The sequence below is a fragment of the Microbulbifer maximicatervae (SeqCode) genome, assembly GCF_052467815.1.
The window spans coordinates 991,852-1,016,429 of record NZ_CP174326.1 but is presented as its reverse complement, the minus strand read 5'-3'; the positions used below and the strand labels follow the sequence as shown (position 1 = coordinate 1,016,429).

21 protein-coding genes are annotated in these 24,578 nt (G+C 53.9%); 12 read left to right on the top strand and 9 right to left on the bottom strand.

The genetic code is table 11. From position 1 onward, the window contains the following. Positions 1 to 11: 11 nt before the first annotated feature. From ppc to alaE, 5 genes are all read right to left on the bottom strand, one after another. Entirely contained in the window at positions 12 to 2,675 is a 2,664-nt protein-coding gene (gene ppc / locus ACJJIW_RS04395) for a phosphoenolpyruvate carboxylase (protein WP_444936765.1), read from the bottom strand. Between the two features lie 282 nt (positions 2,676 to 2,957). Continuing rightward, positions 2,958 to 3,311 carry a DUF4870 family protein gene (locus tag ACJJIW_RS04390; protein WP_444895364.1) on the bottom strand — a complete coding sequence of 118 codons (354 nt, stop codon included), beginning with the start codon at positions 3,309 to 3,311 and terminating at the stop codon, positions 2,958 to 2,960. Positions 3,312 to 3,480: 169 nt separating this feature from the next. Then, a complete protein-coding gene (locus tag ACJJIW_RS04385) occupies positions 3,481 to 4,641 on the bottom strand; it encodes a response regulator (RefSeq protein WP_282934526.1) in 1,161 nt (386 codons plus the stop codon). Between the two features lie 586 nt (positions 4,642 to 5,227). After that, positions 5,228 to 5,929: an aspartate/glutamate racemase family protein gene (locus tag ACJJIW_RS04380; RefSeq protein ID WP_282934525.1), complete on the bottom strand. Its 702-nt coding sequence runs from the start codon at positions 5,927 to 5,929 to the stop codon at positions 5,228 to 5,230. Positions 5,930 to 5,967: 38 nt separating this feature from the next. Continuing rightward, entirely contained in the window at positions 5,968 to 6,465 is a 498-nt protein-coding gene (gene alaE, locus ACJJIW_RS04375; RefSeq protein ID WP_282934524.1) for an L-alanine exporter AlaE, read from the bottom strand. Between the two features lie 242 nt (positions 6,466 to 6,707). On the opposite strand from alaE, the gene ACJJIW_RS04370 reads away from it, so the two are divergent. Both ACJJIW_RS04370 and ACJJIW_RS04365 read left to right on the top strand, forming a co-directional pair. After that, complete coding sequence (locus tag ACJJIW_RS04370) at positions 6,708 to 7,253, top strand: PadR family transcriptional regulator (protein WP_282934523.1); 546 nt, start codon at positions 6,708 to 6,710, stop codon at positions 7,251 to 7,253. A gap of 96 nt (positions 7,254 to 7,349) precedes the next feature. Further along, on the top strand, positions 7,350 to 7,838 hold the full coding sequence (locus ACJJIW_RS04365) for a DUF1203 domain-containing protein (protein WP_444936764.1): 489 nt from the start codon (positions 7,350 to 7,352) through the stop codon (positions 7,836 to 7,838). Between the two features lie 135 nt (positions 7,839 to 7,973). Here the strand turns inward: ACJJIW_RS04365 and ACJJIW_RS04360 are convergent, their stop codons facing one another. Continuing rightward, on the bottom strand, positions 7,974 to 9,119 hold the full coding sequence (locus tag ACJJIW_RS04360) for a beta-ketoacyl-ACP synthase III (RefSeq protein WP_444936763.1): 1,146 nt from the start codon (positions 9,117 to 9,119) through the stop codon (positions 7,974 to 7,976). A 159-nt stretch (positions 9,120 to 9,278) separates the two neighbouring features. Then, positions 9,279 to 9,971 carry a ComFC family protein gene (locus ACJJIW_RS04355; RefSeq protein ID WP_444936762.1) on the bottom strand — a complete coding sequence of 231 codons (693 nt, stop codon included), beginning with the start codon at positions 9,969 to 9,971 and terminating at the stop codon, positions 9,279 to 9,281. A 180-nt stretch (positions 9,972 to 10,151) separates the two neighbouring features. On the opposite strand from ACJJIW_RS04355, the gene bioB reads away from it, so the two are divergent. Genes bioB through bioC form a run of 3 tightly spaced genes read left to right on the top strand, consistent with a single transcriptional unit; the run spans position 10,152 to position 13,932 of the window. Continuing rightward, positions 10,152 to 11,201 carry a biotin synthase BioB gene (gene bioB / locus ACJJIW_RS04350; RefSeq protein ID WP_444937347.1) on the top strand — a complete coding sequence of 350 codons (1,050 nt, stop codon included), beginning with the start codon at positions 10,152 to 10,154 and terminating at the stop codon, positions 11,199 to 11,201. Next, positions 11,198 to 12,391, top strand: coding sequence for an 8-amino-7-oxononanoate synthase (gene bioF / locus ACJJIW_RS04345; protein WP_444936761.1), 1,194 nt, complete (start codon positions 11,198 to 11,200; stop codon positions 12,389 to 12,391). Before bioB ends, bioF begins: the two co-directional genes overlap by 4 nt. Then, positions 12,388 to 13,932 (top strand): malonyl-ACP O-methyltransferase BioC, encoded by a 1,545-nt coding sequence (bioC, locus tag ACJJIW_RS04340; RefSeq protein ID WP_444936760.1) that lies wholly within the window; start codon positions 12,388 to 12,390, stop codon positions 13,930 to 13,932. The genes bioF and bioC overlap by 4 nt, the downstream gene beginning before the upstream one ends. A gap of 46 nt (positions 13,933 to 13,978) precedes the next feature. Here the strand turns inward: bioC and ACJJIW_RS04335 are convergent, their stop codons facing one another. Then, positions 13,979 to 14,518, bottom strand: a complete 540-nt coding sequence (locus ACJJIW_RS04335; RefSeq protein WP_413664192.1) for a L,D-transpeptidase family protein — start codon at positions 14,516 to 14,518, stop codon at positions 13,979 to 13,981. A 181-nt stretch (positions 14,519 to 14,699) separates the two neighbouring features. On the opposite strand from ACJJIW_RS04335, the gene bioD reads away from it, so the two are divergent. The 3 genes from bioD to ACJJIW_RS04320 all read left to right on the top strand — a co-directional run bounded on the left by bioD (position 14,700) and on the right by ACJJIW_RS04320 (position 17,574). Next, positions 14,700 to 15,386, top strand: a complete 687-nt coding sequence (gene bioD, locus ACJJIW_RS04330) for a dethiobiotin synthase (protein ID WP_444936759.1) — start codon at positions 14,700 to 14,702, stop codon at positions 15,384 to 15,386. A 105-nt stretch (positions 15,387 to 15,491) separates the two neighbouring features. Continuing rightward, positions 15,492 to 17,273 carry an acyl-CoA dehydrogenase C-terminal domain-containing protein gene (locus tag ACJJIW_RS04325; RefSeq protein ID WP_413664200.1) on the top strand — a complete coding sequence of 594 codons (1,782 nt, stop codon included), beginning with the start codon at positions 15,492 to 15,494 and terminating at the stop codon, positions 17,271 to 17,273. Positions 17,274 to 17,382: 109 nt separating this feature from the next. Continuing rightward, a complete protein-coding gene (locus ACJJIW_RS04320; RefSeq protein ID WP_282934514.1) occupies positions 17,383 to 17,574 on the top strand; it encodes a DUF3094 family protein in 192 nt (63 codons plus the stop codon). Here the strand turns inward: ACJJIW_RS04320 and ACJJIW_RS04315 are convergent. Continuing rightward, the gene (locus ACJJIW_RS04315; protein ID WP_282934513.1) at positions 17,571 to 18,041 is read right to left on the bottom strand and encodes an EVE domain-containing protein; all 471 of its coding nucleotides are present in this window, start codon (positions 18,039 to 18,041) and stop codon (positions 17,571 to 17,573) included. The two genes, ACJJIW_RS04320 and ACJJIW_RS04315, sit on opposite strands and share 4 nt — an antisense overlap. Before the next feature lie 121 nt (positions 18,042 to 18,162). On the opposite strand from ACJJIW_RS04315, the gene ACJJIW_RS04310 reads away from it, so the two are divergent. The 4 genes from ACJJIW_RS04310 (at position 18,163) to ACJJIW_RS04295 (ending at position 24,514) form a co-directional block, all read left to right on the top strand. Further along, positions 18,163 to 19,251, top strand: coding sequence for a sensor histidine kinase (locus ACJJIW_RS04310; RefSeq protein WP_282934512.1), 1,089 nt, complete (start codon positions 18,163 to 18,165; stop codon positions 19,249 to 19,251). Positions 19,252 to 19,255: 4 nt separating this feature from the next. Continuing rightward, a complete protein-coding gene (locus ACJJIW_RS04305; protein WP_413664204.1) occupies positions 19,256 to 20,071 on the top strand; it encodes a LytR/AlgR family response regulator transcription factor in 816 nt (271 codons plus the stop codon). A gap of 232 nt (positions 20,072 to 20,303) precedes the next feature. Beyond that, complete coding sequence (locus ACJJIW_RS04300) at positions 20,304 to 23,399, top strand: efflux RND transporter permease subunit (protein ID WP_444936758.1); 3,096 nt, start codon at positions 20,304 to 20,306, stop codon at positions 23,397 to 23,399. Continuing rightward, entirely contained in the window at positions 23,396 to 24,514 is a 1,119-nt protein-coding gene (locus ACJJIW_RS04295; RefSeq protein WP_282934509.1) for an efflux RND transporter periplasmic adaptor subunit, read from the top strand. Before ACJJIW_RS04300 ends, ACJJIW_RS04295 begins: the two co-directional genes overlap by 4 nt. Positions 24,515 to 24,578 lie beyond the last annotated feature (64 nt).

The window sequence follows — 24,578 nt, the reverse complement described above, 5'->3', positions numbered from 1 at the left end:
ACCGTGGTCTTTTAACCCGTATTGCGCATGCCCGCTGCAATCCCTGCGATAGTGACCATCAGCGCACTTTCCAGTACCGCATCACTTTCCCGTTCGCGCAAACGTGCCATCAGCTCGGCCTGCAATAGGTGCAAAGGGTCAGTGTAGGGGTCGCGCACGCGGATGGACCAGCGCATCACGGGATTGTTATCCAACAAGCTCTCCCGCCCGGTAAGCTGTTTTAGGGCCTCTACGGTGTGAGCCAGTCGCTCTCTCAAACTGACACCCAGTTGGATTAGGTCTGCATCCTGGGTGAGTCGTTCTTCGTACCAGGAGGCAACGCGGGGATCGGCCTTGGCCAGTACCATTTCTAGCATATCCACAACGCCTTGGAAAAAGGGCCATTGGCGGCTCATATCCCGCAAGATATCAGTTTCATCTGCGTGCTTGAGGGCATTCTCCAAGGCGGCGCCAGTGCCCAGCCAGGCCGGTAACATCAGTCGTATCTGGGTCCAGGCAAACACCCACGGGATCGCCCGCAGTGATTCGACACCGCCACCGGGTTTACGCCTTGCCGGGCGACTGCCCAGGGCCAGGCGGCTCAGCTCGGTTTCCGGGGTGACAGTGCGCAAGTAAGCCACCAGGGCTGGGTCATCCTGCACGACTTCCCGATAGTTGCCGACGGAGACTTCCGTGAGCCGGTCCATCTCCGCGCGCCACTCCGAACGCGGCTCTGCCGGGGGCATCAGTGTCGCCTCCAGGGTTGCAGCGACATACTGCTCCAGGTTGTAGGCGGCCACAGAGGGGCGGCCATATTTGAAGCGAATCATTTCTCCCTGCTCGGTAACGCGAATACGCCCAGCTATTGATCCCGGTGGCTGCGACAGCAGGGCCATACGAGTAGGCGAGCCGCCTCGGGATATGGAGCCGCCCCGGCCGTGAAACAGAGTTAGGGGGATACCGTGGTTGCGGAATATTCCGGTGAGAGCTTCCTGTGTGCGGTACTGGGCCCAGGCGGCGCCCAGGAAGCCGGCGTCCTTGGCGGAGTCCGAGTAGCCGATCATCACTTCCTGGCCATCGAGCACACGCTGCTTGTAGAGGGGGATATTCAGCAGGGTACTCATAGTGGTAGCTGCACCATCGAGATCGTCGAGGGTTTCAAACAGGGGAACCACTCGCATTGGCACCTGCACCCCGGCAATTTTTTGCAGCAGCATTACAGCGAGAACATCGGAAGGTGTGGTCGCCATTGAGATAACGTAGGCACCTAATCCCTCGGGACCCTGTTCGGCAATGACCTTGCAGGTCTGTAAGACTTCGCTTACCTCTTCGTCGCAGAAATCACTGCGGTAAAAGCTCTCGTCCACCAGTGGGCGGCGGCTGTCCAGCTCAGACACCAGGAACTCCTGCTTCTCCTCTTCGCTCCAACTGCTGTAATTGCCCATACCCAGATAGCGGGTAATGGCATCCAGGGTGTCAGCGTGGCGGGTGGACTCCTGTCGTATATCCAAACGCAATAGAGTGATGCCGAAGCAGTTGAGTCGCCTCAGGGTATCTTTGAGTTGGCCATCGGCGATGGCTGAGAGGCCCACAGCGCGCAGGGAGCGGTCGATCAGTCGCAGCTCGTCGGCCAGCTGCTCGCTGCTGGTAAACGCGAGGCCGGAAGGCTCTGCGCGTCGACCAATGCGGGCCTCCATTTTTTCCCGGGTTATTTTAAGACGGTCGCGAACCTGGCGCAGCACCAAGCGGTAGGGCTCGTGGCTGGGGCCAGTGCGCTTTAACAGTTCTTCGCTGGCGCGATGCATGGATAAATCTGCGAGCAGGTTTTCCACATCGCGCAGATAGAGGTCGGCGGCCATCCAGCGGGCCAGGTGCAGGACTTCCCGGGTGACGCTGGCGGTGACATTGGGGTTGCCGTCCCGATCTCCCCCCATCCAGGAGGCAAAGTGGATGGGAACCCAATCCACCGGCAGAGGGGGCAGCTTGGCCAGGGCTAATTCACTGTCTATTTCCCGCATACTTCTGGGAACCGCCTGCCACAGGGATTGTTCGATGGTGGCAAAGCCCCACCTGGCTTCATCCACTGGGGTGGGCCTGGAGCGGCGGATCTCGTCGGTGCTCCAGGCGGAAAGGATCTGCTCTTGTAGGTGGCGACGTAAATCCTGGGATTCTTCTGGGGTCAGGTCGGGTCTGTCCAGTGTGTTGAGTAGGTCTGCAACTCGATCGTATTTGCGAATTAGGGTACGGCGTGTCACTTCGGTGGGATGAGCGGTTAGGACCAGTTCTACGGATAACTCTTTTAGTGTCCCGTGGATTTCCTCGGGAGACTTCCCCGCTTTGCTTAACTCTGCCAGTACCTGTCGCAGGCCGCGGTCTGTATCGGGATCTCCGGGAAAGCGCTGGTGCTGGCGGTGCAGTCTCTCGCGATGGCGCTGTTCGGCAATATTGGCCAGGTTTAGAAACTGGCTGAATGCCCGGGCAACTTCCAATAGGGTCGCATCATCCAGGGGGTCGAGTAGCTCTCGCAAGTGATCGGCCTGCATAGCCCCTTTGCTGCGGCTTTCAACGGCCGCCTGACGAATATTCTCAACGGTATCAAATAGTGGCTCGCCAACTTGGTTTCGCAATACTGCGCCGAGCTCGTCACCCAGCAGGCGTACATCTTCCCGCAAAGGGGCATTCTGGTCCTGGTTCACGAATCTATTTCTCCCTGTTAACAACGCGGTGAAAGTCAATCGGATAGGCATATTCGCACACTTTGTGCTGGAGCATACAATGTTGCAGCTGCAACTTTTGGCGAATAAGGGCTTGAGAAAGTAAATGAGGAAAGGTCGATACAGCCTTATGGCTAGTCAATCTGCTTTTGTCTTTTTCAAGGTGTGAAAGTCGCTAATTTCAGTAAGGAAACCTTGGGTTCATTTCTTACTGAGAAGTAAATGGGCCCAAGATACTGGGCCCATAAAATGAAATATTTGCCATTAATAAGCTGGGCGCCGGTCGACCAGTGTCAGCCAGCCGCGAATAACCCGATAAATTACCCATATCCAGTTAATCGCAAGGATTAGGTAGCCTAGCCCCAGTACCCAGATGGTTAATGAGCCAACAATGGTCCACAGCAGCCAGAACCAGAAGGTGCGAATCTGCCAGCGGAAATGGGATTCGGCCAGGGTGCCGCGAACATCGCTGCGCTTAAAGTAGTTGATTAATACCCCGATAAAAAATGGTACTGCAGTAAATAAGCTGATCGCCTGGATCAGGTAAACCATAATGGCCAGGTCACGCCCGCTTTGTTCACGGGCTTCCTGGCTGCGTTCGGGATACTGCTCTGACATAATTTTTTTCTCTTCGCTATTCACCTCAATATAGTGTGGTGCAAATAGCGCTTTTCAACTTAGCTGCGCTGGGATGGCTTATTTGTGCGATGGGTTGCAGTTGCCCTTGCCATCGTGCCAGTGCTCTGAGGTAGAACTGTGGCTCACGATTGGGCCACAGCTCGGTTAGTCACTTCAGCGCCCATTCGGTGTGTACATTGCGTTCGCGCCAGGACTTTAGCTGGCGCACGGATTCCCGCATCAACTGAAGTAGCTCTGTGCGCTGTTGGCGACAGTACTCTCTCTCACTATCGATAGAGAGGTTTGCGGCCAGGGTCCGTAGGCGAGCTGCTATTGTTTCGAGGCCGACTTCAATAGAAGATCGAGCCAATTTTTGTGCTTGCTGCTCAGCATCTAGCCAGTGACGACCAGTGATAGCACTGGTCAGTGATGTAATATTTTTGGGCAAGGTGGCTGTGCGTTCACTGAGTAATTCAGCAAACGTATGGTGATCCAGAGTATCCCGCAAGCGGAATAGGGTATTGGTATTCAGAAGGCGTGTAGGTTTCGCTCCTTGAGGAACAGCGACCCCCTGGCTCCGGCGAACGGCCCAGCTCAATAACTGCATTAATTGTCGATCGCCGATGGGGTGGGTCAATACGCCGGTAAATCCTCTAGCTTGATAGCGCTCCTTGTCGCCGGAGCTCGCATTTTGTAATAGAGCAAAAATAGGTAATTCTGCACCTCTCTCTCGGCGGATTTCCCGTACTGCTTCAACGCCATCCATTAGTGGGAGGTGAGTATCAGTTAAAATGAGATCGAATGCTTTTTGCAGCGCAGCGCTGCTTCCATCGATTCCATTGCACTCCCTTTGCACTTCATGCCCCATGGTTTCCAAGGTGGGTTGAAGGGTGTCATGCTTATTGTTCTCAATGAGTAAAACCGATAATTGCTTACCGGGAACGCGGTGGTTCTCAGTGGGTAGTTTTAATTCCACCGTTTCGACATCGCCGCATTGATGTAAATTATCAAGGGACTTTAGGGCACTGTTTAATTGTCTTTTCCCGATCTCTACCAGAGCGCGAGTATTATTATCTTCACTGCGAGCCAATAAATTTAACGTGCCCAGGAGCGTATCCAAGGGGTGCTGTAAGTGGTGGCGGGTTATGGTCAGGAGGTCTGATTTCTCTTGGCGCAATTGTTCCAGTTCAGTGCGAGCATCGGACAGCCGCTTTTCCAATGCGGTAAATTCGCTATTTCGGCTGTGCATTTGTTGAAAAAGGTTACTATTTTCCTTACTCAAATTTTTAAGTTGGGTTTTGCTGTCGCGATCTAACTGGCGAAATTTCACATGTCTATTTATTGCAACTGCACAAATTAGTAAAAGAAGTACTGTGGGAATTCCTAGCCAAAATAGCGGGACCTGACTTTTTAGTGAGGTGATAACATCGGCTTGTGCAGTACTTGATAAAAATACTGAGCCCGATACCAATAGACCGAAATAGATGGCACGCGAAAATACGTGACACGAGGGAGCTTCCCCAGATAAAGTGGTTTCTATCATCCTTGTAACCAACGTTATTTAAATTGGACTAAATCCTGCAGTCCAAAAGGGTTTTAATACGACTTACTGTAATGGGTATCCAGATACATTGGAGATTTTTGATACTGCAATAAGGCTGCTTTTGGTACAAGAGAAATTTTTTCTCTGCCAAGTGGTAAATGTTGGCGCCTTAGTGATTGTACCAATATAGGAGTTGCTTGGCGGCCCCGGATACTCTGCCCTGGGCTCGATCGGGGTGGCATTTGGCGGAGAGGTAATCCTCAGATTGCATCGGATTACATAGAGGGATCTAGCGGCAAATTATTAGATGGGGGCGTAGTCCGGCAACTCTCCTGGAGAAAATCGCGCCAGGACTGCTGCCGGAATCTAGCATTCAGGCAGCCTGGGGAATACGTTCCTGCAGTAATTGCAGCATACGCTCAGAGGGTAGGAATAGGCGAATACCATCACAGTGAGCCAGTAATTCCGGATAAAAATAATCGAAATGGGTGCAGCCCAAAATCAGGATCTGTACGCCGCTTTTCACCAGCGCCGCGACCAAGTCATCAAGAGCGTGTTGGCGAACAATCATTTCTGCGGCGAGGCCGTCCTCGATATCTTCCACAATTTGCAAGTTGCCAATACCGATGACTTTGGCGGTTGTATTGCGCTCGAGTATTTCCCGCTCGATATTGGCGCAGCTCTGGCAGTTGGCGGCGAGCAGTCCAAAGTTGCGGTAGCGCTGGGTAAGTTCAGCATACACCTCGAGAGGGGATACCACCTCAATGGGGGAGGCAGCTTTCACCGCCGACATATCCACTGCACCGGAAAGTGAGTTGCAATAGATCATCGCCGCTTCGGCGCCAGCCTGATAAAGCTGTTCTATAGCTTCGATCAGCTGCTGAGTGAGGGCGTCGCGCTCCAGTGCCTGTAATTGGGTTTGAGCTTGGGGAGACGAGGATAGGGACAGACCCACTCCGCGAAGCTGGCGTGCTGCGAGGAAATCCAATCCGAAGCGGGTATCAGTGGGAGTGCCAGCGACCACGCCAACGGTCATGGAACTGTTTTCAATGGCGTTATCGGTCAACACAATCATGTTCCTCTCTCGTAATGCTTAATCGAGTCTCGGTAACCCTAGGCTGCGCGTTTGCTCCACAGGGGCACCAGCGTATTAATCCACACTCGACGCACCCAGTCGAGATAAATTCCATAGGGTCGTCCAAGTGCCCCCGCGATTAGTATAAAAGTAATACTGGCGGTGGCTATTTCGTCCCAGCTGACGCCACCGAGGCGCATATTGGCTAAATAAAGTGGGAACTGGAAGCTGAGAAATACAAAGGTGTCTACCAGGTAGGCATTGATAAAACCGCCACCACCGAAACGGTTCACAATCCAGTTGCGGTACATACTGAATGGGCGGGCAATAAGGGTATTGAATACCAGGGCCATCAGGCGAACTTTCAGGTGTTCGCTCCAACTCATACCCGCCAGAACCAGCTCGATGGGGATCGCTACAGCCCAAGAGAAGCTATTCATGGCGAAGATGTCCAGCATAAAGTCCCACCGGCGCGCACCAGAAGCCTTTTCATCTGGGGCATCTGGACTGGATGGGGATAGTGCGGGCGCGGACATTGGGCAAACAACCTCGTAGACAGTGGCCGCCTAAACGACTTTGGCGACAAGCCGGCGATTATATCTCCAATTTGCATAAAAGCTAGCCTTACATCTCGACTGTTAGTTTCTGTCGATACATTTGTCCTATTTTTTAATGTTTTATTAATCTAATTATCTTGTTATGAAAACCCGGCAGCTGGTCATAAATGGCTGGCTCCGGTTAATATGCAACTCTTTGCATAAGATGAGTTGGAGTTTTCATGTCTCTGCGCTTTGCCGTTCTCACCTTGCTGGATATTGAGCCCGGCAGTGGATATGACCTTAAGCGGCGCTTTGAGCGCAGCGTCTCCCACTTCTGGAGTGCCAGCCATCAGCAGATGTATCGCGAGCTGCACAAGTTACATGAGGAGGGCCTGCTGGACTGTGAGGAGCAGGCCCAAGAAGGCAAGCCGGACAAGAAGGTCTATAGCCTCACGGATCTAGGCCGCGCCGAGCTGCGTGACTGGGTCATTCAGCCCAGTGCGCCGCAGAAGATTCGCGAGCCTTTTCTGGTGCGCATGTTCGCCGGTCACAACCTGAGCAAGGATGAAATGCGAGATGCTCTGGAGGGCCAACTGCGCCAACATCGCAGCTCTCTGGAAAGTTACCAGGAGCAAAATGAGCGGGTATTAAAGAGTGATACAGCGCTCCAGGAGCGCTACTGGTTGGCACATCAAACCCTGCTTTTGGGTATTGAGGCGGAAAAGACCTGGATCAGTTGGGCGGAAGGTCTGCTGAGTGAGCTTGAAGAGTCCGTAAAAAAATAACCGCTACTCGCTTGGAATGACGCGCCCGAATCTGGCCAGCGATGCTGTTTGGTGTTCAGTAACCTCGCTCTTTTAGCAAGTGGGGCGACTTTAGCCATGACTTTTACCGTAACACCTATCCGCGAAGACTTTTTAGAAAAGGTTCGTCAAGCAGGTCTAGATGATCTAGGGCAGCCGGTACGGCAGCTGAGCGCCCAGGGCGGTGAGCCATGTCGTGATGTGCGGCGGCGCGCACGGCCCGGGGAGAAAATCCTCCTGGCCAGCTACTGCCCTTTCTCTTTTGCCGGTCCTTATCGGGAGTACGGGCCTGTATTTGTACTGGCGCAGCCACAGCCGGAACAAAACTTCAGAGCACAGAACAGCTTCCCCCCGCTAAATAATAATGCGGAAGATTATTTCAAGAGTGATGTGCCACTAGTGCTTCGCGCCTATAGCGCTGAAGAGCATATCGTGTCTGCGAAATTGGTGGGTCCCGAACAAATAAAAACAGAAGTGAGTGAATATTTCATGCAGGATGAGATTGATTTCGCTCTGCTGCGCTTCGCTGCTTATGGTTGCTATGCGCTGCGGCTGGATCGCGCATAGTTTTAATGGATATTTGTGAAGGCCAGGTCGCCGGTTAATAAAATCCTGATGTCTGTGGTAGTGAGAACCACCGGTCTTTTTAGTGGTTGTTTCGGAGTTCAGTATTTATTCCCGAACTCCGAAAAGATTTCAAAATTAAATGGAGATTTTTTCCAATACCAAGCTGCCAATGGAATAGCCTGCACCAAAGGAGCAGATAATTCCCCGGTCTCCGACCTGCAAGTCATCGCTGTGTAAATTAAACGCGATAACTGAACCGGCACTTGCCGTGTTGGCATAGCGGTCCAGAACGATGGGCGCGCGTTCAACGCTTGCATTGTCACCCATTAGCTTCTTGGCGATCAGGTTGTTCATATTGATATTGGCCTGATGGAGCCAGTAGCGGCGCACGCTGTGAGGATCGGTGTCCGTCTCTTGCAGGTGGACTTCAATATGAGAGGCCGCCATGGGGCAAACTTCTTTAAATACCTTTCGGCCATTCTGGCGGAACAACTTACCGGGACCAAATGGGTCCACATCGGCGGCGCGAGCGGTGTAGCCAAAGTTCGAACGGATATTGTTGGAGAAAACGGTTTTCGCTTTGGTGCCGAGAATTTCCCAGGCACTTTCGACTGTACAGGTTTCTCTGCGCTCGATAATGCTGGCTACGGCTACATCGCCAAAGATAAAGTGGCTGTCTCGGTCGGTGTAATCCACTTGTGGTGAGGCCAGCTCGGCATTGATAACCAGTACAGTTTTGGCTGAGCCAGAGCAGATCGCATCCACCGCACGCTGAAGTGAGAAGGTGGCTGAGGAGCAGGCCACTTCCATATCAAAGGCAAAGCCATCGATATCCAGTGCACCTTGGATTTCAATAGCAATAGCGGGGTAGGCGCGCTGCATATAGGAGGCACCGACAATGACCAAATCAATGTCAGACGCCTGCTTACCGGCTTTCTCCAGGGCTAGCCTGGCGGCCTTTAAGCCCATTTCGGCTTGTACACTCAGCTCGTCATCCGCGCGCTCGGGAATAAGGGGGCGCATACGCTTCGGATCAAGGATGCCATCGCGGGTCACCACATAGCGGCTCTTGATGCCTGAGGCCTTCTCGATAAATTCTGCAGAAGAGAAAGGTTTTGCTGCGCGCTCACCGGCCTCAATCTCTTGAGCATGCTCAAGATTGTACTGCTCGGCATGGGTGTTATAGGCATCTACCAACTCTTCATTGCTAATAGATTCCGGTGGGGTCCACAGGCCTGTGCCGCTGATGACAATGCCCCGTGGCAACTTGTATTCACTCATCGCTGAATTCCTGGCCCGCGACAACAGAAATGCGGGCAATTTAGTCGCTGTTAGAACCTTAGCAGTGCTGGCAGGTGGGGGACTGAGGCGCCAGAACGGCAAGGTAAGCTATTGTGACGTTGGGGTGACTATGGGTCTATTTGTAGTCGCGCCGAACAGTCATGGCGTTCTGGCCAAAACGAAGGCGCTGACCTGTTTTGCCCCGGCTGTGAGTAGCTGGAGAGTGATGGCTTCGAGGGTCGCTCCCGTGGTCACAACATCGTCTACCAGGCCGATATGGGCACCCGATATTTCTCCGCGCACGGTAAAGCTGTCAGACAGGTTTTTCAGCCGTTGGTTGCGGCTGAGTTGAGACTGGGTTTTGGTGGATGTTGTTTTGCGCAGTAGTTGCAGATCTACTGGCAGGCACCAGTATTGCCCCAGCCCACTGGCAATAAGTTGAGCCTGGTTGTAACCGCGTTGCCAATAGCGACGCCAGTGCAGAGGAACCGGGGTAAGTATGTCAGGCATATCCTCTGGAGGCCCCAATTGGCGGGCAGCTAGCTGTATAAGGCTGTGTCCGGCGGCCAGGTCCCGGTGGTATTTGAAATGTTGGATTAAGTGGTTGATTGGGTAAGCGTATTGCCAGGCAGCACTGATCTTCTTTAAGGCGGGTGGCCTCTGTAAACAGGCCGCGCAAATATTATCTTTTGCCGCCGCCAAGGGTAGGGCGCAGTAGCGGCAGCCGCGGCCTAGCGCCGGTAGCTCCTGAGTGCAGGCAGAACAGATTCCAACCTTTCCCGATGCTCCGCCGCACAGCAGGCAGCGGGCCAGACTTTGGGCAAGTTTTCTACTGAAAAGCTTGTAAACCATGTCGTCTTTTCCGAGTTGACAGCGGTTTGGCCGTGGCTAAACTGGCCAGTCTGGTGGATTGAACGGCAGACGCTGGATTAGAGCTCGCTGATCGATGCCGCTAGGGCCTGCTAACAGGCTGTGAGTATCCGATTTTAATAAGCAACAGAGAGAGTACGCCCTGTGACTGCCGCCCAGCAAATGCCCGCCGCAGAGATCCGCCACGACTGGACCCGCCAGCAGGTACTGGACCTCTTCGCCATGCCGTTTAGCGACTTGATGTTTACCGCGCAGCAAGTGCACAGAGCTTATTTTGATGCCAATCGGGTACAGGTCAGTACCCTTTGCTCTATCAAGACCGGTGCTTGCCCTGAGGATTGTGCCTACTGTCCCCAAAGTGCCCGCTATGACACCGGGCTGGATCGGGAAAAACTGATGAAGGTTGAAAAGGTGTTGCAGGAGGCAAGGGCGGCTAAGGCCGGCGGTGCTACCCGCTTCTGCATGGGGGCCGCCTGGCGCTCCCCCAAGAAAAAAGACATGCCTTACGTGACCCAGATGGTACGAGAAGTAAAGGCGTTGGGTATGGAAACCTGTATGACCCTGGGCATGCTAAATGATGATCAGGCCCAGGAATTGGCGGATGCAGGCCTCGATTACTACAACCACAATTTGGATACTTCGCCGGAATATTACGGTGAGATTATTACCACTCGCACTTACCAGGATCGCCTGGAAACCTTGGGGCGAGTGCGCTCGGCGGGAATGAAGGTCTGTGCTGGTGGCATTGTGGGAATGGGTGAAGGCGATAAAGATCGCGCCGGGTTATTGATGCAATTGGCGAACCTGCCGGAGCACCCCGAATCAGTGCCCATCAATATGCTGGTAAAAGTCGCAGGTACCCCGCTGGAAGAACAAAAGGACCTGGATCCCTTCGAATTTATTCGCTGCATTGCTGTGGCCCGTATCATGATGCCGAAATCCCATGTGCGCCTGTCCGCCGGTCGCGAGCAGATGAGTGATGAGATGCAGGCAATGGCTTTCCTTGCCGGCGCCAACTCTATTTTCTACGGTGAAAAACTGCTGACGACCGCGAATCCGGAAGCTAATGAAGATATGCAGTTGTTCAGTCGCCTGGGAATTAAGCCAGAAGAGTATCAGCAGTACGCCAATGAGGCTGAGGTGGAAGCGGAATTGAACGCGCAGATCACCGAACAGCAAAATGATGCTTTCTTCTACGATGCGGCCAAATGACCCTGAATGAAGTCCTGCAACAGCGCCTCGCCGAGCGCCGCCAGCAGAATCTGTACCGGGAACTAAAAACCCTCGATCGCGCACCCGGACCGCGAGCCCGGGTCGATGGGCAGGAGCTACTGGTATTTAGCAGTAATGACTACTTGGGGCTTGCCAGCCGCGAGGAAGTCATCGCAGCACAGAAGGCGGGAGCAGAGTGTGGTGCAGGCGCCACAGCCTCTCACCTGGTTAATGGTCACCTGGATATTCATCACCGCTTGCAGCAGTGCATCGCCGAAGTAAGTGGGCGAGAAGCGGCGCTGATATTCTCGAGTGGCTACATGGCGAATATCGGCACTATTTGTGCCCTGTTGGGGCGAGCCGACAATATTGTTTCGGACAGGCTTAATCACGCCTCACTGATTGACGGTGCTCGCTTGAGTGGCGCCAACAGTCTGCGCTTTGCCCATAACGATCTCGCTGGCCTTGAACGCCAATTGCAGCGCGCTACTAGCCGGGGTGGCGCTACTTTAGTAGCGGTGGATGGCGTTTACAGCATGGATGGTGATTTGGCCCCTCTGGCTGAGATTGCCACTCTGTGTAAGCAATACAACGCCTGGTTAATGGTTGATGAGGCCCACGGCTTTGGCGTAATGGGTAGTGAAGCATACCCACTGGCGGGCAGCTGTGCCCTGACGGGGCTGTCCCAGGAACAAGCCCCGGTTGTGATGGGTACCTTGGGTAAAGCGGTTGGCAATGCCGGTGCCTTTATTGCGGGCTCCCGGGCACTGATAGATTTCCTCACCCAGTTTGCGCGGCCCTATATCTATACCACCGGAATGACGCCAGCAGTGGCTGCCGGTGCCTTGGCTGCAATCGAACTGATTCGCGATGAGCCTCAGTTGCAAGGGCGGTTGCGGGTAAATATCGCTTATTTCCGCCGCAGGGCACTACAGCTCGGTCTACCTCTTCAGGCGTCAGCCAGTGCGATACAGCCGCTGGTGTTGGGCTGTGAAAACACTGTGATGGCGGTTGCCAGAGAATTGCAGGAGCGCGGGTTCCTGGTGGGTGCCATTCGCCCGCCTACAGTGCCGCTGGGCACTGCACGCTTGCGCATTACCCTGAGCGCGGCTCACCGGGCCGAGGATATTGATGAGCTACTAGGCGCGCTGCAGCAGATTTTGCAGGACGCAGGGGTACTGGATAAGTGACACGGGTTGAACACTTGGTTTTCCTGCACGGGTGGGGCGGGAGTGCAGACCTTTGGCAGCCGCTTATAGAATCCCTGGCGCGTCGTACAGAAGTGCAACTCCACTGTATTGAGTTACCTGGATTTGCTACACAAGGTGCTGAAGACTGGCCTCCACTAGAAGCTTTGCTGCAGAAGCTTTACCAGCAACTTCCCCCTCGCTGTATCCTGGTTGGACACTCCCTCGGCGGTATGCTTGCCGTTCGCCTGGCTTCTATAGCGAAGCAGGACAAAGTTCTGGGGTTAGTGACCATAGCTGCCAATGCCCGCTTTGTGGAACGAGATGGCTGGCCGGGCATGGCCGAGAGCACTTTCAAGGCATTTTTCGATGCTTTTACATCATCTCCGGAGAGTACCTGGGAGCGATTTTGCTCGCTGCAGGCACGGGGTGATAGCGCCATGCGCTCTTTGCTTAAAGACCTTAAGGCACAAAAACCTCAAATAAATACTGATGCCTGGCAGGGAGCATTGTGCTGTCTGGCAGAGTTGGATAACCGCCAATACCTGGAAAATCTGTCCGTGCCGGCACAGCATCTGTTTGGCAGCAGGGATGCCCTGGTTCCCATTGAAGCTGCTCGGTCCATTGAAGCGTGTGGGGGCACCGTCAAAGTCATACCCGAGACGGGCCATTTACCCCATTGCACCAAGGCTGACATCGTCGCTGAATATCTATTCGAGCTTCTCGAGTCTATTGGGAATCCCCCGGCTGAGCCGTTTGATAAGGCTGCGGTAGCTCGCTCTTTTACCCGGGCAGCACAAGGCTACGATGATTGCGCCCATCTGCAGCGGGCAGTCTGCCGGCAACTGTTGGCCCAAGCCGATGACAGCTGGGCACCCCGTACGATCCTCGATTTGGGCAGTGGCACCGGATTCGGTACTGAACTGTTGCGGCGGCATTTTCCTCAGGCGCAAATTATTGCCTTGGATCTGGCGGAGGGGATGCTGAAATTTGCCCGGACGCAAAGACCCGAAGCTGATGGTTACGTTGCGGCCGATGCCGAACAGTTACCCCTCGCGGCGGGTAGTATTGATTTGGTGTTTTCAAGTATGGCGCTGCAATGGTGCTACCGCCTGCCACAATTATTTGCTGAGTTGCAGCGAATACTGGCCCCTGAAGGACGGTGCCTGGTTGCCACCCTTGGCCCTAAAACCCTGGTGGAATTGAAACAGAGTTGGGCTCAAGTGGATGGGGGGGTACATGTCAATCAGTTTCTGCCCGCCGAGCAATGGCGTGAAGCGGCGCTGCACAGTGGTCTCAGCGGATTGGTTACGGATGAGTTGCGCCTGCTGCACTTTGATAGCCTCCGGCAGTTGATGCGGGAGCTTAAGGGAGTGGGTGCACACAATATTAACCGGGCGGCGGATAAAGGTATGACAGGTCGCCGCAAACTGCAGCGCTTGTCCGTAGCCTATGAAAATAAGCGGGAAGAGCGAGGATTGCCGGTAACTTACGAGGTGATCTATATGAATCTCACCGCTTGCAGGGCAAAAAAATCCGGCTGACCTGCGCCTATCGCAACGCAGGGAGCCGGGTGCAAGATTGAAGAGATCAGGGGTAGATGTCGATAGGGATTGGCGTCTTCACCAGAGCCCAGATTTCGTCCATTTCACGGTTGGAGGCCACCGCGATACAACCATCGGTCCAGTTGGTGCGGCGCAGGTGCCTTTCCATGTAGGACCACTGGGGCTTGATACCGTGGATCATAATGTCACCGCCGGGACTGACCCCCATTTTGGCTGCCCGTGCACGGTCCTGCTTGTTGGGATAGGACACGTGGATTGAACGATAAAAGCGGCTGTTGGGATTCTTCCAGTCCAGTGTGTAGCGGCCTTCAGGGGTGCGCTCGTCCCCCTGGCGAACCTTGTGTCCCCTGGGGTTATCGCCAAAAGACACGGTATAGCTTTTCACGACACGGCCGTCCCGTATCAGCTGCATGAGTTTCTTGGACTTATAAACTACGACGTGGTCAACGGGATCAACTTTCGCTGAAGCAAAGATTGGCACCAGCAGGAGCAGGGCAAAGGTCAGGTATCGCATGGTCTTTAAGCAGTTCGGGTAGTTGTCGGTTATTTCGCAATGACACCGCATCCCTGCTGTCTGTCCCTTTTAAAAGGGGGTTATTGTGTGAGCGCAACCCCGTGCCTTCTTATCGATGTACGGCTTGATTTGTTCAAAATTTGCGCTACCGGGTTAATTTATCACCATCTAGGTGGCGTGAAAAGTCACGTCATGAAAAAAGTTAACTTTTATTGGAGGAGGGGGTTAGGCCTTGGCAAAAACCTATTTTATCGCCGGTACTGACACCGAGGTCGGCAAGACATATGTGAGCGCCGCACTGCTATCGGCAGCGGCGGAGGCAGGCTTGCAAACGGCGGCAGTGAAGCCTGTGGCATCTGGATGTGAGCACACGGATGATGGCCTGCGCAATGAAGATGCCCTTTTGCTCCAGGAAGCGATGACTCTGAAGCTGCCTTACCAGCAAGTAAACCCCTTTGCCCTGGAGCCCGCTATTGCTCCGCATATAGCGGCCGCAGAGGTGGGTAAGCAGTTAAATGTTGCGCGGATGGCTGGCGTCTGTCGGGGAGTGATGTCTGCAGGGGCCGACCTGGTTTTGATTGAAGGTGCTGGTGGCTGGCGCACCCCGTTGGGCCCAAGAAGCTTTCTGTCACAATTGCCTCGGGAGCTGAATTTACCGGTGATACTGGTGGTGGGTATGCAGCTCGGTTGTATCAACCACGCACTGCTCACCGCTGAAGCGATCCGTCGCGACGGTCTGCCGCTGGCGGGTTGGGTAGCTAATTTCGCCCGTGATGGGATGGCTCGAGCCGATGAGAATCTGCAGACATTGAAGGCCCTATTGCCCGCCCCCCTGCTAGGTACGCTTCCATTCGACACCGCTGCGGACTATCGCAATGGTGCCCAATATCTGGATATAACACCGCTTCTACCTCACTGATCGCTGCAGTTGTCGGGCTCGCAAGGGCCCGAGACTGTTGACATTAGGGCGCTTCGGCCCTAGATTCAAACGAGCGTTTGAAACACTTGAATGAGGACCGGGAGCATGGCCGACTATAAGGCGCCACTAAGGGAGATGAACTTCCTACTTCACGAGGTATTTGCTGCGGAAAAACTCTGGGCGGAATTGCCCGGGTTGGCTGGGGCGGTAGATCGTGAGACCGCAGATGCGATTCTCGAAGAGATGGCCAAGCTGGCTGCCAACACCCTGGATCCGATCAATCGCACTGGCGACGAAGAGGGTTGCCAGTGGAATGACGGTGTGGTGACCACGCCGAAAGGCTTTAAAGAAGCCTATGCCACCTTCTGTGAAGGCGGTTGGGGTGGACTGCTGGGCAACCCGGAATACGGCGGCATGGGTATGCCGAAAATGCTGGGCGCTCAGGTTGAGGAGATGATCAATGCTTCAAATATCTCTTTTGCACTCTACCCGGTTCTGACTAACGGCGCCTGCCTGGCAATTGATGCCCACGCCAGTGATGCGCTGAAAGAAAAATACCTGCCCAAGATGTATGAAGGTACCTGGGCTGGTGCCATGGGCCTTACCGAGCCTCACGCTGGTACAGACCTGGGTATTATCCGCACCAAGGCCGAGCCCCGTGGCGATGGCAGCTTTAGCATTAGCGGCAGCAAGATCTTTATCACCGGCGGTGACCAGGATCTGTCCGAAAACATAATTCACCTGGTATTGGCAAAATTGCCAGACGCACCCAAGGGGCCGAGAGGCATCTCGCTGTTCTTGGTGCCTAAATACAAGGTGAACGAAGACAACAGCATCGGCGAACACAACGATGTGAACTGTGGCTCGATCGAGCACAAAATGGGCATTAAGGCCTCCGCTACCTGTGCGATGAACTTCGACGGCGCCCAGGGCTGGCTGGTCGGCGAGGAGAACAAAGGACTCGCGGCCATGTTTACCATGATGAACTACGAGCGTCTGGGTGTCGGTATCCAGGGCCTCGGCGCTTCAGATCGCTCCTATCAAAATGCTGTTGAATACGCTCGCGACCGTATCCAAAGCCGCTCTCCAGCGGGCGCCAAGCAGCCGGAGAAAGCCGCAGATCCCATCATTGTGCACCCGGATGTGCGCCGTATGCTGCTCACCCAAAAAGCCTTGGTGAACGGCGGCCGCGCTCTGTCCACTTACGTGGCCAAGTGGTTGGATATTTCCAAGTTCGGCGAGGGTGAAGAGAAAAAGAACGCGGAGAATATGGTTGCCTTGCTGACCCCGGTAGCCAAAGCCTTTACTACTGATATGGGATTGGATTGCACCATCCTCGGTCAGCAGGTCTTTGGTGGCCACGGTTATATCCGCGAATGGGGCCAGGAACAGCTGGTGCGCGATGTGCGTATTACCCAGATCTATGAAGGAACCAATGGTATCCAGGCTCTGGATCTGGTGGGCCGCAAAACTGTAGCCACTGGCGGTGCTCTATTCGAATTGTTTGCTGCAGATGTACAGGGCTTTATCGATGCCCAGATTGATCGCGAGGAAATGGCAGAGTTTATCCAGCCGCTCATCGCAGAGATGCAACGCCTGCGTGAAGCAACTGAGAATATGGTTGCCGCCACTCAGCAAGACCCCCACGCACCGGGTGCTGCCTCTGTAGAGTACCTGCACCTGTTCGGCTACGTCGCTTACGCCTTTATGTGGGCGAAAATTGTGTCTGCGGCGCTGCCGAAAGCGGAAGCGGATAGCTTCTACAACGGCCAGATAAAGACAGCGCGCTTCTACTTCGCTCGCCTGTTGCCACGCACCCAGGCATTGGCCGGCAGTGTCAATGCAGGTAGCGCTAGCTTGATGGACTTGGAGGAAGAGTTGTTCTAACAGCTCCCAAAGAAAGTGTTAAAAAGCCCCGCATCGCGGGGCTTTTTTGTGGAGCTGTAGATAGCTTTCTCCTAAACTCAGGGCACAAAAATAACGAGCGAAAGTGCCCATGTTAGATCCGTCTGAAAAGAAACTCTCCGATGAAGACCAGGCCAAGGTCGATAAATACCTGCAGTCCGGCATCAACAGTGTCGAGCGCAAGCCTTTCCGCCCCTGGATACTGTTACTCGGCTTGTTAGCGTTATTGACCCTGCTATCGTTGCTGAGCCTGTATATCGCCCAGACAAAAGGTATCGTTTAGCGCGGCGTGGAGCTTCCCAATTGCTGGAGTAGCTGCCACTCGTCACCGGAAACTGGCTGGATAGACAGGCGCCCCTGTTTTACCAGCACCATCTCAGCCAATTGGGGGATGCCCTTGATTTCTGCGAGGGGCACCGGCCGTTGGAACTCACTTCGCCAGCGAATATCCACGCAGTACCAGCGCGGTTTATCCTCGCTGGCCTTGGGGTCAAAGTACTTGCTTTCCGGGTCGAACTGGGCCGGATCGGGGTAGGCAGAGCGAACCACTTCAGCGGTGCCCACAACTGCCGGCACCTTACAGGCACTGTGATAAAACAGCACGCCATCTCCTTCCTTCACCTTATCGCGCAAAAAATTGCGTGCCTGGTAATTGCGGATACCATCCCAGCGACCGCAACCGCCGGATTCGGCAGCGAGGTCCTGGAGGCTGTATTCATCGGGTTCAGATTTAAATAACCAGTAGGTCATGCGGCAGTTTGTCTCTTTGCTGCGCCGGTTGGTGTTTCGCCGGCTTTCGACGCCATTTAGTATGAAGCTGCCGATTAGTGTCAAATCGGCGCATAGATTTTTACCCAATAAGCGGGAGATTATGGGAAGCAAAACACTTCAGTGGCTCTCACAGAAGCTGGCCAGTCGTCGCTCACAGTACTGGGCCTTGCAGCTTTCTGGTTGGGGGGGCTATACGCTGTTGACCTTTGTAGGCAGTTTTTTCTGGGTGAATGATCACTGGATTCACTCTGGCTACATCATAGTTGCCACTACAGCGGGGGTTGTTCTCAGCGAGAGCATGCGCTTGGGTTTTCACCGCCTGTGGAGCAAGCCTCCAGCAATGCGATTGCTAGGCTCTTTACTGCTGGTGGTCATGGCGGCGGTGATTTGGGCAGCAATAAAATTCGCCGGCTCCCTGTGGCTTTATGGTCACGATGGTGATGAGCACCCGGCACTCCTGGCTATCTACTGGTTCACCTATTCATTTCTGATTCTGATGACTTGGGCGGCGCTCTATTACGGCATCAAATATTACCGCTCCTCTCAGGCCCAGCAGGAGAAGGCGCTGCGGGCTGAATCAATGGCGCACCAGGCTCAATTGAAAATGCTGCGCTACCAGTTAAATCCGCACTTCCTGTTTAATACGCTCAACGCAATTTCTACTTTGATCCTCGATAATGACGGGCGTACGGCCAACAATATGGTGACGCGCCTGTCCCAATTCTTGCGCCACTCTCTGGATAATGACCCTATGCAGAAGGTCACCCTGGCGAAGGAAGTTGAGGCGCTGATGTTGTATCTGGACATTGAAAAGGTGCGCTTCGCCGATCGCTTAGGGGTGAATCTGGATTTACAGGGGGAGTCCCCCCAGGCCTTGGTGCCGAGCCTGCTGTTGCAGCCGCTGGTTGAAAACGCGATCAAATACGGGATTTCACAGCTGGAGTGGGGCGGTGAGATTGGCATCAAGTCACGGGTTTTCGCCGGCGAATTATTATTGGAAGTCAGCGATAACGGCCCCGGCATGTCGGAAGAGGAGCTGCGCCTGATTGGCAAAGGCTACGGAGTGGGCATTCGCAATACCTGTGAGCGCCTTAAGGCCCTTTATGGCGATGACCAGAGAGTGCGTTTCCGCAACCGCCCAGAAGGGGGCTTGTCGGTAAATATTCGTATTCCCTTTGAACAGGAATAAAGAGATGAGTGGAGTAGAGACCCTGAGGGCGATCGTTGTCGATGATGAACCCCTGGCTCGTCGCGGCTTGCGGCTGCGCCTGGAACAGATGGCCAATATCGAGGTGGTTGCAGAGAGCGGCAATGGTCGCGATGCGTTAGACAAAATACTGGAGCTGAAGCCCGATGTAGCATTTGTGGATATCCAGATGCCCGGCGTAAACGGTTTGCAACTGGTCCAGCTGATTCCGGTGGACTCTCTACCTCATGTCGTTTTTGTCACGGCCTACGACCAGTATGCGGTAGAGGCTTTTGAAATCAATGCGGTGGATTACGTATTAAAACCCATCGAAGAAGAGCGCTTGGAGTTGGCTCTTACCCGAGTCAGGGAGCAGAGAGCCAACGCTGATATCGCTAACCAACGAGAGCAATTACTCGAAGCTGTTGCCGATCTGACCAAGGAATCCCCTGAGGTGCTGGAGCAGAAGCTGGTTAGCGGGCAATTTGCCGGCAGTGCCTATCCGGACAAAATTGCAGTGAAAGATGCGGGCAAAATAACTTTGGTGCCCTCCAGTGAAATCGACTGGATCGATGCTGCCGGTGATTATATGTGTGTGCACGCTCGGGGTGAGACCCATGTGATGCGTATTACCATGAAAGAGCTGGAGCAGCAGTTGGACCCGAAACTTTTCCAGCGTATACACAGGTCAACCATCGTCAATTTAAGTCGGGTAAGGGAGATTCGTGCCCATATTAATGGCGAATACCATCTGGTATTAGATAGCGGCGAGTGTTTAAAAATGAGCCGCAGCTATAAAAATAAAGTCCAGCACTTCCTCTGATTCATAAATTTTTTATGGCTCTCGGTTGAGGCAGCAAAGCAGCTGGGTTTTTCAGCTATAGCGCTGCCTCTAAAGACATGGATTTCATTTTGTGAATTTGTTTTTTCTTTCCGGCGAATAAACGGGCTCTTCATGGCCTGATCGAATTTTCCTGGCAACTAGTCGCAATTGCCTTGTAAGGAATTCATATTCCGCTAGCCTTCAGTCCCAATAAAAAACTGGGGCTGAAGTAATGGCATTAACACGCGCCGCTTTAAAAAATCCCGCTGCTGCGGGGGTCGCAGTGGTTATGGCTGTTCTGCTTGGAGCTTTCCTCGCCAGCCAGCTGCCGGTTCAACTTTTCCCCGATATCGACAATCCTCGTATCGCTATCCAGGCAGGCTGGAGAGCGGCCGCACCGAAAGAGGTGGAGGCGGAAATTGTCGAGCCGATCGAATCCGTATTACAGGGCCTCACCGGTCTGGAAATGATACAAGTCAACGCCGGTCGCGGCGGCGCCTGGGCAAATCTGGAATTTGCCATGGGCACCGATATGAATAAGGTGCTAATTGACGTTATCAGCCGTATGAGCAGCCTGCCGCCACTGCCTAGGGATGCGGAGCCACCGCGAGTAATGCTGGGTGGCTGGGGTGGCGATGCCACAGCACTGACCTATTTCTTTCTACAAAAATTACCTGATAACCAGAATAACCTGGATGACTACGCCGGCCTGATTGAAGATGTACTGCGCCCGGAGTTGGAGTCGGTGCCCGGAGTTGCCAGTGTCCAGGCCCAGTCTGGGAGTGCGGCACAGGAAGAGTTACAGATTATTTTTGATCCCTGGAAAGCAGCTGAACTGGGAGTAGAGCTGCCTACAGTGAGTCGGCAGCTGGCGTCTGCCAGGGATGTATCCGGCGGATTTACCGACGTGGGGCGGCGTCGCTATACCCTGCGCTTTGTCGGCGAGTATGAGCCCAAAGACTTATCTGAATTGGTGTTGGAGTGGCGCAATGGACAGCCGGTGCGCTTGGGCGATATTGCCGAGGTCAAGGTGGGGCCTTCTGAATCCCGCGGTGTCACCACGCAAAATGGCAATCCGGCAGTTTCTCTCCGTATTAACCGTACCAACAATGCCAATATGCTGGCTACTTTGGAGCGGGTTAAGCAAAAAGTCGCTGAGCTGAATGAAACTAAATTAAAAGCTGAGCAGCTTGTGCTGGTGCAATCATTTGATGCATCGGTATTTGTTTATCGGGCTTTAAACTTGCTCGGCGGTAATATGATTTTGGGTATCGTATTAGCTGTCGGAGTGCTCTGGTGGTTTATGCGACGCATGCGTGCGACTTTGATCGTTGCCGCAGCGATTCCAATTTCATTACTTTCGACCTTTGTGGTGCTGTCGGCCGCAGGCCGCAGCGTGAATGTAATTTCTCTGGCGGGACTGGCCTTTGCTACCGGTATGGTGCTCGATGCTGCGATCGTAGTGTTGGAAAATATTGTGCGCCTGAGAGAAAAAGGTCGGGGGGCAGAGGAGGCTGCGGAGCAGGGTGCGGGCCAGGTGTGGGGTGCACTGTTGGCCAGTACTGCGACAACCGTTGCGATATTCCTACCGGTATTTTTCCTTAACAGTGTCGAAGGGCAGGTCTTCGGTGACCTGGCCCTGACTATTGCCGTGGCTGTGGTGTTTTCCCTGTTGGTTGCGGTGGCTGTGGTTCCCCTGGCTGCGCGTCTGTGGCTACCCTCTATCTCTACTGAAGACCGTCTCTCCCGAGTGTGGGAAAAAATAACTGCGCGGGTAATGGCTTTGACGAGTACCAGGACTCGCCGTTGGCAGGTGATCGGGGGGCTTTTATTAATGCCCATGGTTGCGACTTATTTATTCTTACCAAACCTGGATTATTTACCGCCGGTAAAAAGGGATGCAGTCGATGTGTGGATGAATTTCCCCGCATCCACTAATACCAAAACTTTAGAAACAGAAATCGTCAACGAGTTGGATAAGCGCATGGCACCCTACATGAGTGGTGAGCGCGAACCAGCCCTGAAGAACTACTACGTGATCACCTGGCCCAATGGCGGCACTATGGGAGTGCGGGTCAAGGATATGGATCAAGCCAAGGAGATGGAGAGAATCCTGCGGGAAGAAATCCTGGTGGATATTCCTGATTTCCAGGGATTTGCTGCGCGGGGTAATCTGTTTGGCCAATTCGGTGGTGACCGCAACATTGCTTTACATCTGCAATCCCGTGATGCCGAAGCATTGATGCGTGCGGCTGCCCTTGGGGTAGAGGTTGTTGAAGAGGTGATGCCGGGAACGCCGGTGCAGACCAACCCGGGCTTATCTTTATCAGAACCTGAATTGACAGTGCGCCCCAATGATCGCGCAATGTTGGAGCAGGGCTGGAATCGCCAGGATATGGGCGGACTGGTTCGAACGCTGGGCAATGGTCTCTATGTCGGCGAGTATTTTGACGGTGAAAAGCGCCTGGATATTATTTTTAAAGCGCAGCCCTGGAGTACCCCGGAGCAATTGCAAAATACGCCGCTGGTAACGCCCCGTGGGGAAGTGGTGCCGCTCAGTCAACTGGCCAGTGTGGAGCGGACTGTGGGGCCGGGCAGTTTGCGCCGGGTCGATGGTCGGCGCACTATTACACTCAATATAGTCCCGCCGGAAGATGTGTCCCTCGAAGAAGTGCGTGCACAGCTGGAGGCGGATGTCTTGCCAAAAATTCGTGAAGCTCTGCCCGCTGATGGGAGTATTTTGGTGGGAGGGAATGCCAGTGACCTGGATAAGGCGTTGGCCTCGCTTTCCAAGAATTTCCTGTTAGCGCTGCTAATTTTATTCCTGCTGATGAGTGCACTGTTCCGCTCCTTGCGGGATGCCTCTCTGGTATTACTCACCGTGCCCTTAGCGACAGTGGGCGGCGTGTTGGCGCTACAAATTTTAAACTTGATCGATTTCCAACCACTGGATCTGCTCACCATGATTGGCTTTGTGATACTGCTAGGCCTGGTGGTGAATAATGCTATTTTGCTGGTACACCAGACGCGAGCGGCAGAAATGGCGGGTAGCACTCGGGTCGACGCTGTAGAGCAGGCCTTGCGCCTGCGTTTGCGCCCTATTTTTATGAGTACCCTGACCAGTGTATTTGGCATGTTGCCACTGTTGGTTGCTCCCGGTGAGGGCAGTGTTATCTACCGCGGCCTGGCCGCAGTGATTGTGGGCGGCATGGCAGTGAGCACGCTCTTTACCCTGGTTTTATTGCCGGCATTACTGCAAACCGGCAGCCTGCCACTACCCAAATTTACGGCTATGCGCGAAAGGTTTGCCCTGAGGAGTTCACAATGAAGAAATTGCTCGCAGGAATCGTTTTATCTCTGGGTGCCAATGGCGTATGGGCGCAGGGCGACCCTATTGCGGTATTGGTGGATCGGGCCCAAGTTCGGGAAATTGCTCCGAGCCAGTGGTCTGCAGGTGAGGTGGTGAGCCGACGGGATATCCTAGTTTCTTCTGAACTGGATGGTGTGTTGGAATTTGTCGCTGAACCCGGCAGCTTTATTAAAAAGGGTGAGCGCCTGGCCGAGTTGGACAGTACTCATTGGCGATTACAGCTGCGCAACAGTGACAGTCGTATCGCACAATTGCGTGCGCGGTTGACTTATATGGATGCTCAGTTAAATCGACTGAGTAAGTTGGCGGAAACCAATAGTACCTCCCGAGCCGCATTGGAAGAGCAGCAGGCTGAGCGTGAGGCAATGGCTCAGGACCTGATTGCGGCTCAAATTGAGCGCGACCGACGGGCCTATGAATTATCTAAAACAGCCATTGACGCGCCCTTTGACACTCTAGTGGTGAGCCGCGAATTACAGGCGGGAGAATATGTGCGCACCGGTTCGGAATTACTGCGAGCCCTGGATATGTCACAGATGGAAGTGGAGGCGGATATTCCCCTGACGGCCCTGCCGCTGATTCGCATCGGTGACACAGTGGCGCTGCGCAGTGATTCTGTCTCTCTGCCGGGAGAGGCTCGGGTGGATGATCAATTATTTAGCGGACGGGTACGTCAATTTGTGCCTGTGGCCAGCGATCGCTCCCGGCGAGTTAAGCTGATGGTAACTTTGCCACAGAGTGCGCCGGAGCAGTGGGACTGGATTGTCGGTATGCCGGTACAGGTCTCTGTGCCCATTGCGCAGGCGCAGGCCACCATGTCTGTGCCAAGGGATGCCTTGGTTTTAAGAAATGGCGATACCTTCGTATATCGAGTGGGTGAGGGGGATAAGGCAGAGCGATTATCTGTGCGTATCGGTAGTGGCGATGGTGAATGGGTGTCGGTAAGCGGTGATCTCACCAAGGGCGATCGTGTGATAGTGCGTGGTGCTGAGCGCTTGCAGCCTGGACAGGAAGTTAAAGTGCTGTCGGAAGTGGTGCGAGATAAAGAGCCATTACAGGCGGGGAGCGGTTAATTTCCAACCCGACCAAAATTTCGTGAAGTCACATATCGCTGTGTTGATAGGTTAAGTTGATAAG